Raw genomic sequence first — 13,126 nt, forward strand, 5'->3', positions numbered from 1 at the left:
CGCTCATTTCCTAGGCGGAGAGGTTGAGCCATCCGTCTCCTTTTTTGTGCTGTCAGATTGTTCCTGCCTGTTTCTGGCCATTTCCAGCTGGGTCAGCTCACTGGTTTCCAGCTGGGTTTTTGTAGCATCCGCCAGTGGTGGAGTCGCCTTGTCAAACACGGCCAGCAGAGCGGCCGTGATGGGGGACGCCAGCACAAGCCCTGGCACACCAAGGATGGAGCCGAAAACACTCTGTGACAGGATGGCCAGAGCAGGCGGCATGTGAACGGCCCGCCGCTGGATGAGGGGGGCCAGGATGTTCCCTTCGCAGAACTGGATGATGCTGTAGAGAATGGCCACGAAGAAAGCCTCTCGTGTGCCGAGGGACAGGCTGATGAGCAGGGCGGGCACAGCCCCCAGGATGGCCCCGATATAGGGTATGAAGTTGCAGAGCCCGGCCACGACACCCAGAGCAAGGGCCAGCGGAATGCCGATCAGATACAGGCCGAGGCCGGAGAAAAGACCGACAGCCAGCATGTCCAGAGCCTGTCCGGCGGTCCATGCCCAGAGAGTGTTGCCTGCACTGTAGAGGAGGTTGCGGGCGGTTTCCCGCTGGTCGGGCGGTACGAGCCGAAGAAAGCCGTTGATGTAGAGGGACGGGGAGACGGCAAAATAGAAGGCTGAAATCAGCACGACAAAGAGCGTACCAACCAGACCGAAAGCGCTGCCCAGCAGGCCGGTGACGGACCCGGCAAGACCAAAGCCAAAGCTGCTGAGGGGGGTTGTTGCATCATTGCCGCCCAGCGAGACGGGCAGGTGGTCCAGCACCATCTGCCCGATGGTTGTCTGGGAGAGATGCTGGTGCATGTCACCGGACTGTGCAACCAGGGCGTTCTTGAGGGCAATGAACTGTTCCCCGATGGCCGGGCCGTTGCTCCAGACCAGAGCCGTCATGATGCCAATGACAGCGAGGGCGACAAGGCTGACAGCAACCGGATAGGGAATGAATTTCATGTGTCGCCGCAGGATGCGGGCCAGCCCGTGCAGAACAATGGCCATCAGCGTAGCAGCAAACAGGACCGCCAGTACCTCGCCCATGAGCCAGATGGCCAGCATGATGAGGGAAAGCCATAACGTCAGGCGAATGATGCCGTAGATACGGTCCAGCGCATTGGCGGGAGTCTGCTGTGCCGCAGGAATGGGAGGGCGGTTGAAGAAAAAAGACATCGGGCGGGGCAGTTCCTGTGAGGGGCGGCGAAGATGACGAAAGAGATAATGTGGCTTATTTCATGGCAGGTCAATTTGTGGCTTTTTCAAGTTCATCCTGCGCTTCCAGCCAGTGCATTTCTGTTTCGTCCTGTTTCTGGCTGACGAGGGCGAGATCGCTGTTCAGCGTGGCAATATCTTCTGCACGGCTGGACTGATAAAGGTCTGGGTCGGCCAGTTTGGCTTCCAGCTGGGCTTTGGCTTTTTCCAGACGTTCCAGCCGTGTTTCCAGATCACGGATCTTGCGGCGGAGTGGAGCGAGCTGGCGGGTCTGCTCCTTGCGCTGGGCACGCTGCTGGTTCCTGTCCGGCTGCGGGATGTCGTCATCCGTATCTTTCCGGGATCGGGCTGCCTGACGCTGGTTTTCCTGCGTGGCCTGTCTGGCCCGTTCGTCCAGCCATGTGCGGTAATCGTCCATGTCGCCGTCAAAAGGCGTGATCGTTCCGTTTTCGGCAATCCAGAGCTGGTCAGCGACGGATTCCACCAGATGGCTGTCATGGCTGATGAGAATGACGGCCCCTTCAAACTCACCGAGGGCACGGATGAGCGCATCACGGGCATCAAGGTCCAGATGGTTGGTCGGTTCGTCCAGCAGCAGCAGATGGGGAGCGTGGCGGGTGGCCAGAGCCAGAAGCAGGCGAGCCTTCTCGCCACCGGAGAGGCTGCTGACAGGGGTTTCCGCCCGTTCTGCATCCAGCCCGAAACGGGCCAGCTGGGCACGGACCTGTGGCGGGGTGGCCTCCTTCAGCGTACGGGCCATGTGCTGGACGGGGGTTTCATCCAGAACCAGCTCATCCGTCTGATGCTGGGCAAAATAGCCAACCCGCAGGCGGGAGGAGGCCTGCACCTCGCCGGACATGGGAGACAGCTGCCCTGCCAGAAGTTTGGCGAAGGTGGATTTGCCGTGCCCGTTGCGCCCCAGCAGGGCTATCCTGTCCTCACTGTCCAGCCGGAGGGAGAGGCGGCGCAGGATGGCCGTCTCACCATAGCCGACGGACACGTCATCCAGTTTCAGCATGGGGGGGGGCAGGGCACCGGGGGCCGGGAAGGAGAAATGGGTGGGGGTGTCTTCCACCACCGCATCAATCTGCGGGAGGCGGGCCAGAGCCTTCAGGCGGGACTGGGCCTGCTTGGCTTTCGTGGCCTTGGCCCGGAAGCGGGCCACGAAGGCCTCCATCTTTGCCCGCTGGTCCGCCAGCTTTTCGGCCTGCCGGTTCTGCTGGAGCCTCTGTTCCGTGCGTATCTGCACGAAGCGTTCATAGCCGCCGGGGGTGAGAGAGAGTTTTTTCTGGTCCAGATGGGCAATGGCCTGGACGCTGTTGTCCAGCAGCGCACGGTCATGGCTGACGATCAGGGCCGCACCGGGGAAGCGGGCCAGCCAGTTCTCCAGCCAGAGCGTGGCCTCGATGTCCAGATGGTTCGTCGGCTCGTCCAGCAGCAGGAGGTCGGGGGCCAGAAAGAGCGCACTGGCCAGGGCCACACGCATCCGCCATCCGCCCGAGAAATCATTGACGGGACGCTGCTGCGCCGCCTGATCGAACCCCAGACCCGCAAGAATGGTGCTGGCCCGGGCTGGCGCACTGTGGGCATCGATGGCGAGCAGGCGTTCATGCACGTCCGCCAGACGGGTCGGGTCCGTCGTGCTGTCGGCCTCTGCCAGAAGGCGGGTGCGTTCCTCATGGCTGTTCAGGACCGTGTCCAGAAGAGAGAGGTGGCCGGAGGGTGTTTCCTGCTTCACCCGGCCCATCGTGGCACGGCCGGAAAGGGTGATGCTGCCGCCATCGGGAGAGATGTCCCCGGCAATGGCGGCCAGAAGGGTGGATTTTCCTGCCCCGTTATGACCGATCAGCCCGATGCGCCGCCCGGGTTCGATGGTGAGGGAGGCCTGATCGAGCAGGGTACGGCCTGCGATGCGCAAGGTAAGATCGGTAATGGAAAGCAGACTCACGCAGGCCCTCGGACGATGAAAATATGAAAAAAGATGCCCCGAACACTACCAGAAACAGGTTTTTTCCTCTAGGGGAGGCTGACTATAGACGTCTATTACTGAGGAGGGTCTTATGGCTCTGGAACGTACACTGTCCATCATCAAGCCTGATGCCACACGTCGCAACCTGACCGGCAAGGTGAATACTGTATTCGAGAATGCAGGCCTGCGCATCGTGGCCCAGAAGCGCATCCAGCTGACAGAGAAGCAGGCTGGTGCTTTCTACGAAGTCCACAAGGACCGCCCCTTCTTTGGTGAGCTGGTGTCCTTCATGTGCTCCGCTCCGGTGGTCGTGCAGGTTCTGGAGGGCGAGAATGCTGTTGCCCACCATCGTGACGTGATGGGTGCCACCAACCCGGCCGAAGCCGCAGAGGGAACCGTCCGCAAGCTTTATGCCCAGAGCATTGGCGAGAATTCCGTTCATGGCTCTGACAGCCTCGAGAATGCAAAGCGTGAGATTTCTTTCTTCTTTGGCGAGACGGAAATCCTGCCCTGATCCCTCTCTGAATGGAGAGCGGCATGGGGCATCGGCCCCTATAAGAAAGGGAGCCGGAGACGGCTCCCTTTTCTGTATCCAGCTGGTGGATCCTGTTCAGGAAATCTGCCGTCCCTCGATGAACCGGCGCAGTGTTTCCGGGTAGAGGCGGTGTTCCTGCTCCAGAACACGGGCTGCCAGAGTGTCAGCATCATCGCCGGGCAGGACGGGGACATGGGCCTGGGCCAGAATGGGGCCTTCATCCACACCATCCGTTACGAGATGGATGGTGCAGCCGTGCTCCTTGGCTCCCGCCTTAAGGGCGGCCTCATGCGTATGCAGGCCGGGGAAGGCGGGCAGCAGGCTGGGATGGATGTTGATCATGCAGCCCTGCCACTGCTGGACAAGCCAGGGGGTCAGCACCCGCATGTAGCCTGCAAGGCAGATCAGCTTCGCACCAGAGGCCCGGACGGCCTCGTCCAGTGCCCGCTCATGAGCTTCACGATCCTTGCCGTATTCCTTGTGGGGAATGCAGAGTGTTTTTATTCCAGCCCTGCTGGCCGTTTCCAGCCCGGCCGCATCGGCCCGGTTGCTGAGGACAAGAACGATCTCGGCAGGAAAGTCTGGCCGGGCACAGGCTTCCATCAGGGCGACCATGTTGCTGCCACGACCGCTGATGAAAACGGCGATGGGGGTCTTCTTCACCATTGGTTCCTCAGCCCAGATTCAGCGGGGAGGTGAGGCGGAACGGCGTGCTGCTGCGGACGACACGGCCAATCAGCATGGCTTCTTCATCACGCTGTTCCAGCTCTGCCATGACCTTCTCCGGCTCGCTGGTGACCAGCACCATGCCGATGCCGCAGTTGAAGACCTTCAGCATTTCATCCTCGCTGACAGGTCCCTGTTCGGCAAGCCATGAGAAAATGCCGGGGATCGGCCAGCTCTGCCCGTCCACTTCCACACCCAGCCCTTCAGGCAGGACACGGGGCAGGTTCCCGGGCAGGCCGCCACCGGTGATATGGGCGCAGCCATTGATCAGCTTCTTCTCATGCAGGGCAAGAACGGTGCTGACATAGAGGCGTGTGGGCGTCAGGAAGGCTTCGGCCAGCGTCTGCTTCGGGGAGAAGGGGGCAGGGTCGTTCCAGCTCAGGCCGGAGGCTCCCACGATGTGGCGGACGAGGGAGAAGCCGTTGGAATGGACACCGGAGGATGGCAGGGCGATCAGGCTGTCGCCTTCATGGATGGTGGCGGGCAGCATGGCATCACGTTCCACGGCACCAACGCTGAAGCCTGCAAGGTCGTAATGGCCCTTGCCATAGAGTCCCGGCATTTCAGCCGTTTCACCCCCCACCAGGGCGCAGCCGCTTTCCTTGCAGGCGTTGGCAATGCCCTTGATGATCCGTTCCGCCACGGCGACGGAAAGGCTGCCCGTTGCCATGTAGTCTAGGAAGAAGAGCGGCTGGGCACCCTGCACGATCAGGTCATTGACGCACATGGCCACGAGGTCGATGCCGATCTCATCATGCAGGCCGCTTTCGATGGCGAGCAGGAGCTTCGTGCCCACACCATCCGTGCAGCTGACGAGCACGGGGTCTTTCAGGCCCGCTGCCTTGGGGTCGAACAGGGCACCGAACCCTCCAAGCCCGCCCATGACACCGGGGCGTGTCGTGGCCTTGGCCGCCGGCTTGATGGCATCGACCAAGGCATCTCCGGCTTCGATGTCCACACCGGCTGCGGCGTAACTGGCACTGGGGGAGGAGGATGTCTTGGTCATGGGGGTATGATGTCCCTGCTGGTTGATGCTGGTGCCTTTATAGAGCATCCTGCGTGAAGACGGAATGTGCAGGACTGTCAAATCATTTCGGTTTTGTGAAAGAATGGGAAACCTTCTGCTCCCCGATGACAGGGGCAGGCAGGCTGAGGCAAGGGGGCGGATGAAGCGGGGATGACAGACGCACGGGTACAGCTGGTGTTGGATCTTCAGCAGGACCGTCCTTTCTCGGCGGAACGGTTCATTGCTGGTTCGTCCAATGCGTCGGCGCGTGCATGGCTGGCACGGGCCCGCTGGCCGGAAGGGAGGCTCTGGCTGTGGGGGCCTGCGGGTACAGGCAAAAGCCATCTGCTGCATGTCTGGGCGCAGCAGAATGGGGCTGTGCAGTTCGAGGCTGCGGCACTGTCCTGTGATGCAGATGGGGCCCTGCTGGTGGCGGGGCAGAAGTTGGAGCCGGGCGTGACCCCGTTCGTGATCGACCATCTGGAAGGGCTGGAGCAGGAACAGGAAGTGGCGCTGCTGCATCTGCTCAACCGTGCTCATGCGGCGGGCAGGCGGGTGCTCATGGCATCCCGGCATCCACCGGCACGCCGTTTTTTCCATCTGCCAGACCTTGCGAGTCGGCTCAGGGCGACCATGACAGCGGGGCTGGAAGAGCCAGAGGATGAGTTGCGGGCAACCCTGCTGCTGTCTCTCATGGCTGAGCGGCAGCTTGTCGTGCCACAGTCCGTCACGGACTGGCTCTGGCGTCAGCTGCCCCGGACAGGGGAGGCACTGGTCCGGGCGGTGAACAGACTGGATGATGCTGCCATGAAACGGGGCAGCGCCATCAGCCGTGCTCTGGCCATGGAGGTGCTGGCCGATCTTCTCAAAGAAGAAGACTGATGGAGCCTTGCATGGTCCAGGGGAAGAAATAAGCGGCGGTTTTCTGCCAGATCAGGAACTGTCCAGTCCCAATTGCATTTGTTACCTGCAAGGCTGAAATACTATCTTAATAATTGTCATATTGACGGAACCTCTGTCTTATTGAAGCAATAAAGAAGCGGGATTATGCCTGCTGACCAGCCAGGTGAGGAGACTGTCATGTCCAACATAGGGAATATGGCGTTTGTTGAGACAAACATGGCGAGTGAAGCCATGACAAAGAAACATCAGACCCGTTTCATCAATCGTGAGCTTGGTTGGCTGGATTTCAACCAGCGTGTTCTGGATGAAGCTGAAAATCCGGCAGCGCCCCTGCTGGAGCGGCTGCGCTTTCTCTCCATCAGTGCGGGCAACATGGATGAATTCTACGCCGTCCGTGTCGCTGGGCTGGTGCACCAGCTGAAGGATGGTTCCGGCAAGAAAAGCCCCGACGGGCTGACCTCGGCCCAGCAGCTTGAAACGGTACGGCACCAGGCATGGCATCTCCAGGGAGAGCAGCAGCGCATCTGGGGTGACATGCTGAAGGAGCTGCGGGACGAGAATATTCTCATCAGGAATGTTGAGAAGCTCCATCATCACGATCAGGAGTGGCTTTCCAAATATTTTGACAGCCAGCTTTTTCCTGTACTGACGCCGCTGACCCTGAATCCCACCCATCCCCTGCCGTTCATCTTCAGTGGCGGGCAGGCGCTGGTGCTCTGTCTCAAGGACCCGAAGACGGATCATCACATGATGGATGGCATGGTTGTCCTGCCAGAGCAGCTGCCTCGTTTCATCCGTCTGCCGGACCAGGATGACACGATCCGCTTCGTATTGCTGGAGGATGTGATCTTCCGCTTTGCCAAACGTCTGTATCCGGGGCTTCATGCCAGCCGTTCAGGCATGTTGCGCCTTGTGCGTGACCTGGATGTGGAGCTGGAAGAAGATGCTGAAGACCTGCTGAACAGCTTCGAGAAGGCTGTGAAGGAACGGCGGCGTGGGGCCTGCATCCATCTGGAGGTGGATGGTCGCCTGCCCGGGCATCTTATCCGCAAGCTGGGCGTGGCCAAGGATGATGTTGTCCATCTGCCGACCATGGTCGGTGTGGGCGATGTCAAGCAGCTCATCGTGTCCGACCGGCCGGAGCTTCTTTTCAGACCGTATCATCCCAGTATTCCGCAGCGTGTCCTGAAGCATGACGGCGATTATTTCGCCACGATCCGGGAGGCTGACCTTGTCGTCCATCATCCGTATGAGAGTTTTGATACGGTTGTTCATTTCCTCCAGCAGGCAGCACGGGATCCGGATGTCCTGTCCATCAAGCAGTCCATCTACCGGACATCGCATGACAGCCCGATCGTGGATGCGCTGATCGAGGCTGTTGAGGCGGGTAAATCCGTTACGGTAGAGGTGGAGCTGCGGGCCAGGTTTGACGAAGAAGCCAATATCCGTCTTGCCCGGGCACTGGAGACCAGAGGCGTGCAGGTCGTGTATGGTCTGGCGGCTTACAAGACCCATGCCAAGATGATCCTGGTGGTACGGCGTGAAGGCGATCACCTCCAGTCCTATGCCCATTACGGGACGGGCAACTATCATCCCAATACAGCTAAGATCTATACGGACATTTCCTATTTTACCTGTAATCCCGTCCTGGTTGATGACTGTGCCCGGCTCTTCAACTGTATTACCGGCGCTGCGGTGCCGGAGCTTCATGCGGTGGCTTTTTCGCCTCTTACCATTCGCCCGACGCTGGAAAAGCTGGTGCGGGAAGAGATGGAGCATGTCAGCGCCGGACGGCCCGGGCAGATATGGCTGAAGATGAACAGCCTTGTGGACAGGAAGCTGATCGAGCTTCTCTACGAGGCATCACAGGCCGGTGTGAAGATCACCATTGTGGTGAGGGGGATGTGCAGCCTGCGGCCGGGTGTGCCGGGTCTTTCTGAAGGGATTGAGGTACGGTCCATCGTGGGGCGGTATCTGGAGCATGCCCGTGTCTTTGCCTTTGGCAACGGGTGTGAGCTGCCTTCCCGCCAGGCAAAGCTGTACATTGCATCGGCTGACTGGATGAAACGGAACATGGACCGCCGCATTGAGGCCATGGTGCCCATTACGGATACGGAGTCTCATGACCGTATCCTGGGCGAGATCATGGTGGTGAATGTTCATGATACGTTGCAGAGCTGGGTAATGCTGCCTGATGGCCGCTGGAAACGTGTCGAACCCGGCGAATCTCCCCTTTCCGCGCATGAGTATTTTATGGAAAAAGCCTCTGCGTCGGCTAAAGAAGCAGACACTCCAGCGAATCCCCGGCTGGACTCCGAGGATGGGGAAGGGCCTGCGAAGGAGGCGTAAGAATGGTGTATACGGCAGCGCAGTGGGGGGGACGGGAGTCCCGCCGGGCTGCAATCGTGGACCTGGGCTCCAACTCCGTGCGGATGGTGGTCTATGAGGGGGTTGCCCGCAATCCCGTTCCCATCTTCAACGAAAAGGCCACTCTGCGTCTTGGCGCAGGGCTGGAGGCCACAGGGATGCTGAGCGAGGAAGGCATCAACCGCGCGTTGGAGGTCCTTGCCCGTTATCAGGCCATTGGTCAGGCCATGAAGGTGGAACCGTTCGATGTTCTTGCCACGGCTGCCGTGAGGGATGCCCATAATGGGGCTGACTTTGTGAAAGCGGCCAAAGCCCGCATGCCGGAAGCCCGCTTCCGTGTGCTGAATGGAGAGGAAGAAGCGGATTATTCCGCCGCAGGGGTGCTGTGTGCCCTGCCGGATGCTGATGGTGTGGTTGCCGATATTGGAGGGGGCTCGCTGGAGCTGATCCGTGTCAGGAACGGGGCCTATTTCGAGGCTGGGACGACACCGCTTGGAGTGATCCGGTTGCGGGAGCGTTCGCAGGAGGACCTGGGAGAGGCCAGCAAGATTGCCAGAAAGACGCTGGCAGATGTCTCATGGCTGGAAACGGCGGCCGGCAAGCCGCTTTATCTGGTGGGTGGGGCCTTCCGGGCGCTGGCCCGCCTGCATGTGGCCCGTATGGAGTATCCTCTGAACATGGTCCATCTCTTCCGGCTCAGCCGGGCAGAGGCAGAGGAAATGGCAGGCTGGGTCATCGGGGCCAGCCGCAAGCAGATGGAAAAGATCGGCAATGTCCCACGCAAGCGGATGGTGGATGCGCCATTTGCAGCCCAGGTTCTGCTCGCCCTGCTGGCCCAGACGGATGCGCAGGAGGTCGTTTTCAGTGCGGAGGGTCTGCGGGAAGGCTGGTACATGCGTGAGGTTGCCTCCTCTGTCGCTGAGGAAGACCCTATGGAGGCTCTGGCTCGGGAGATGGCAGGGCGGCTTGGCCGTAATGCCTCCTTGGCCGAGCCCCTTATTACATGGGTGTCTCCTGTCTTCCTGACCGGACTGGACTGGGTAGAAGATTCTTTTCTGGCAGCACAGCTCCGGCTGGCCTGTACCATCTCCGATATCGGGTCATATGACCATCCGCAATATCGGGCAGAGCAGACCTATCGACGGGTCCTGTACTGTCATGGTGTTGGTTTTTCCCATGAATCGCGGGCCTTTCTGGCCCTCGTGCTGGCCGTGCGGTACGAGATCAACAGGGATGATCCCGTTCTGGAGCCGTCCCGCCGTCTGCTGAGCAAGGGACGCTACGAGGCGGCCGTGCAGCTCGGGCTGGTGCTGCGTCTGGTCTATACATTATGTGCTGGGACAGAGGTTCTTCTGGAAAGAACACACCTGGCCATGAAGGATGACAAGCTGGTGCTCAGCCTGCATGGCAGTCGACTGCGTTCTGGTGGCAGCGCCATTTCCCGTCAGCTGGAACGCCTGGCCGAGGCGCTGGGGATGAAACCGTCCCTGCGCTGACAGGCGGCTGTTTTCTGTACAAAGAGCCAGCATCCCCGATAGGATGGCTGGCTCTTTTTTTAATCTGACATGATCTTGCGGGCCTGGTCCTATTCCCAGACGTTTTGTCGTCCTTCAGGGGGCATGTCAGACGGTTCAGCTTTTTCTCCATTCCACCCGATATGACGGGTTTCTGCCGGCTGGCTCCCGCCATCTGACAGGGTCAGTGCGACTGACGGAGGGGGGCAAGAAGCCGGTTGAGATAATCCAGCTCACTCTGGGGGCGGGTGCGGTCAGAGGCACGACGTTGCAGTTCACGCTCGATGTCATGGGCACGGTTGCGTTCATGGTCCGGGATGTGGGCATCAGAGTCCGGACTGTCATCCAGTTTCCGGCCCAGCGGGTCCTGATTCTCCGGCTGTTTTTCCTCATCATCATGTGTGTCCTCATCCTGCCCGCTGTTCGGGTCGTCATCGGGGGAGGCAGAGGGGGTGCCGTTCTGCTCATCTGGCGATGAGGAGGCAGAAGGAGGAGGAATGAAGCCAAGATGCCCCTTGCTTTCCTGACTGGATGCAGACTGGTTCCGGCTCATCTCATGACGGGACTGTGACAGATCATTCAGGACGGTCTGGATGTTCTTCACGCTTTCTTCGTCCTGACGGTTGGCGAGGCTCTTCAGGACAGCTCCCATATCTTTTTCCGCTTTTAGCAGATTGGACATTTTTTTCTTTGTCAGGGTTTCCCCACGATGGTTGAGCGTGCTGGCCAGAAGGCGCAGGGCATATTGGGTTGCATGGTCCTTTTGCCGTTCATCAGCATGGAGGAGAACGGCCTCCTGATCCAACTGTGATGTTGTGGAAGAACTGTCTGTTGAGGCGGAAACCATGCCAAGCTGGCTGAGCAGTTCGGCTGTGGACATCTGGGAGACATCCTTGTGCTGGGTGTCCTGATCATCCGTTTTGGGGCGCTCTGAGGCAAGACGTTTCTGGGCGTGGTTCAGAAGGTCGGTTTCCTGCCGTATCAGATCCCGCAGGGCGAGGCGCTGGGTACGGGCTTCAGCCTGCGCCTGCATGGAGGCGGCCAGCGACTGCATGTCTGGCAGGGTCGCCTGCCGGAGCTGTTCGGCAGGTTCCACCATATTGCGCAGGTGCTCCAGAGCCTGTTCTGTCCGTCCGGCCAACGCATCAGACTGGACCTGCCCGGCAAGGCGGATCCAGGGCATTCCCCGGCCACCGGGCATGGGCATGACGAGGCCGCTTTGGCTGGCCTTCTGGAAAATGAAGGCCATGTGGCCGTCCAGAGCAGTTTTCAGGCTTTCCAGTTCGTCATGCAGCGCCTGCTGTTCAGCTGGAGGCGGGGGAGCGGGATGCTGCCCGAGGGCGAGAAGATGCAGGCGTATCCCGTTCTGCAAGGTCCGTACATGAAGCATGGAGGCCGCAATGGCCTGCCCGGATTGTGAACGGTCTTCCGCATAAAGGGCTGTGAACCAGAGCTGTTCAGTCAGGGCCTGGAGGGGCAGGCCTGTCGTTGCCTGCCGCTGTAGCAGGGCGAGTGGCAGGCTGAGATCAGCCGGAAGAGGCAGGTCCGTCAGAAGGGCCAGCAGGTGGGCTGCCTGTGCTTCTGTTGTGCGCTTGAGAACAAGAGCCAATCGCAGGTCCAGCAGTGCGCGGCTCAGTGGATCGTGAAAGGAACGGTGCCCCAGGCGGAAGGTCTGGAGTTTGGAGCAGCGTTCTTTGCCAGAGCTGCTGCGGGCGCAGAGCTGCCCGGCAACTTCCAGCCCGGCGAAGGGGCTGTCGGAGAGGTCGAGCCGGGTGGTGCCCGTGGCTTTGGTCGGCTGTTTTTCCAGCGGCAGGGGAATGGTCAGACCATGAGCAGGGTCCGGCGTGTGCGCTGGTGGAATGATGGGGTGCAGTCTGGCTTCCAGGGAAGCGACACCATGGGGCTGGCTGACTGACCATGGAAAGCTGGTATACCAGTCCTGCGATATGGTACCGGCTTTGGCGGTCCATTGAATGTCTGGCGGTGTGTCGGCACTGACATGAAGCTGCCAGCGCCCCAGCCTGCGGCCCCGGACAGAAAGACTTATGGTGCCGCTCTTTCGCAGGGTTCCTTCAATCTGCCAGCTTCCTTTCTCCCGGGATGTCTGGCTGTGCTCGACAGTACCATGCAGGGCGGGGCGTCCTGATGTGGCGTCCAGCACGGCGTGGAGCCGTGCTCCTTCCGGCAGTGAGAGGGCGGGACTGTGTGCCGTCAGGAAAATGGGTGGGCCGGGTGAATAGGCGGGCTGGTCGATCCATGCCTGCATGGCAGGGAGCGGTGCGGCGTCATCATCCATGCCGGGGATGAAGCCAGCCTTCAGTCTCAGCCCGGCCTGTGGTCCCGCCAGCCCCCCAAGGACGAACAGGCAGAGCATGACAAGAGCGGTTGTCAGCCTGCCTGCCCAGTGTGGAAAGAGCCGTGGAAGACGCAGGCGGAGAGAGTCGAACGAGTCCAGAAGCCGTTGCCGGTGGATGGTCCAGAGCTGCCCTTCCCGGCGTATGTCTTCCTCGGAGAGGCCTTCAGGCAGAGCGGGGCGGTCTGTCAGGGCTGCCAAGGGCGGAAAGGCAAGCCCGGAATCGCTGGCGATACGCTGATCCACCTGTGCAGCGGAGGGACGGGGCAGGCGGTGGAGGCGCCGGGCTGCCAAGAACAGCACACTTCCGAAGGAGGAGACTTCCAGCAGGAGGTGCAGGCTGTCAGGCAGGGATTGTGGGAGATGAAGCAGGGCCGCACAGCCCCACAGGCCAGCAAGCAGCAGGGGCCAGCGGGCATGATGCCAGCACTGTTCCAGCCGGAGCCGACGGTAGGCCTGCCGCTGGATGTGGGCAAACCGGGGAGGGAGGGGTGTGGGCTTCACGGGG

Annotated in this window: 9 protein-coding genes; 4 read left to right on the forward strand and 5 right to left on the reverse strand. The window is 60.6% G+C overall.

Going from position 1 to position 13,126, the window contains the following annotated elements; all coding sequences use genetic code 11:
- Positions 1-3: 3 nt before the first annotated feature.
- Together CPA54_RS02120 and CPA54_RS02125 are read right to left on the reverse strand one after the other, a co-directional pair.
- Positions 4-1,206 (reverse strand): AI-2E family transporter, encoded by a 1,203-nt coding sequence (locus tag CPA54_RS02120; RefSeq protein ID WP_249085448.1) that lies wholly within the window; start codon positions 1,204-1,206, stop codon positions 4-6.
- Positions 1,207-1,276: 70 nt separating this feature from the next.
- Positions 1,277-3,193 carry an ABC-F family ATP-binding cassette domain-containing protein gene (locus tag CPA54_RS02125; protein ID WP_086431071.1) on the reverse strand — a complete coding sequence of 639 codons (1,917 nt, stop codon included), beginning with the start codon at positions 3,191-3,193 and terminating at the stop codon, positions 1,277-1,279.
- 112 nt (positions 3,194-3,305) lie between these two features.
- Here CPA54_RS02125 and ndk point away from each other — a divergent pair, with 112 nt between their 5' ends.
- Positions 3,306-3,728, forward strand: coding sequence for a nucleoside-diphosphate kinase (gene ndk / locus CPA54_RS02130; RefSeq protein WP_249085449.1), 423 nt, complete (start codon positions 3,306-3,308; stop codon positions 3,726-3,728).
- 96 nt (positions 3,729-3,824) lie between these two features.
- Here the strand turns inward: ndk and purN are convergent, their stop codons facing one another.
- Positions 3,825-4,415 carry a phosphoribosylglycinamide formyltransferase gene (gene purN, locus CPA54_RS02135; RefSeq protein ID WP_249085450.1) on the reverse strand — a complete coding sequence of 197 codons (591 nt, stop codon included), beginning with the start codon at positions 4,413-4,415 and terminating at the stop codon, positions 3,825-3,827.
- A 7-nt stretch (positions 4,416-4,422) separates the two neighbouring features.
- The gene (gene purM / locus CPA54_RS02140) at positions 4,423-5,481 is read right to left on the reverse strand and encodes a phosphoribosylformylglycinamidine cyclo-ligase (RefSeq protein WP_043561347.1); all 1,059 of its coding nucleotides are present in this window, start codon (positions 5,479-5,481) and stop codon (positions 4,423-4,425) included.
- A 171-nt stretch (positions 5,482-5,652) separates the two neighbouring features.
- Here purM and CPA54_RS02145 point away from each other — a divergent pair, with 171 nt between their 5' ends.
- The 3 genes from CPA54_RS02145 (at position 5,653) to CPA54_RS02155 (ending at position 10,247) form a co-directional block, all read left to right on the forward strand.
- On the forward strand, positions 5,653-6,363 hold the full coding sequence (locus CPA54_RS02145; protein ID WP_043560490.1) for a DnaA ATPase domain-containing protein: 711 nt from the start codon (positions 5,653-5,655) through the stop codon (positions 6,361-6,363).
- Between the two features lie 252 nt (positions 6,364-6,615).
- Positions 6,616-8,733 carry an RNA degradosome polyphosphate kinase gene (locus CPA54_RS02150; protein ID WP_249085451.1) on the forward strand — a complete coding sequence of 706 codons (2,118 nt, stop codon included), beginning with the start codon at positions 6,616-6,618 and terminating at the stop codon, positions 8,731-8,733.
- 2 nt (positions 8,734-8,735) lie between these two features.
- Positions 8,736-10,247, forward strand: coding sequence for a Ppx/GppA family phosphatase (locus CPA54_RS02155; RefSeq protein WP_086431069.1), 1,512 nt, complete (start codon positions 8,736-8,738; stop codon positions 10,245-10,247).
- Between the two features lie 202 nt (positions 10,248-10,449).
- Here the strand turns inward: CPA54_RS02155 and CPA54_RS02160 are convergent, their stop codons facing one another.
- The gene (locus CPA54_RS02160; RefSeq protein ID WP_249085452.1) at positions 10,450-13,122 is read right to left on the reverse strand and encodes a DUF4175 family protein; all 2,673 of its coding nucleotides are present in this window, start codon (positions 13,120-13,122) and stop codon (positions 10,450-10,452) included.
- Positions 13,123-13,126 lie beyond the last annotated feature (4 nt).

The organism is Parasaccharibacter sp. TMW2.1890 (genome assembly GCF_023337645.1).
Taxonomy (GTDB): domain Bacteria; phylum Pseudomonadota; class Alphaproteobacteria; order Acetobacterales; family Acetobacteraceae; genus Bombella; species Bombella apis.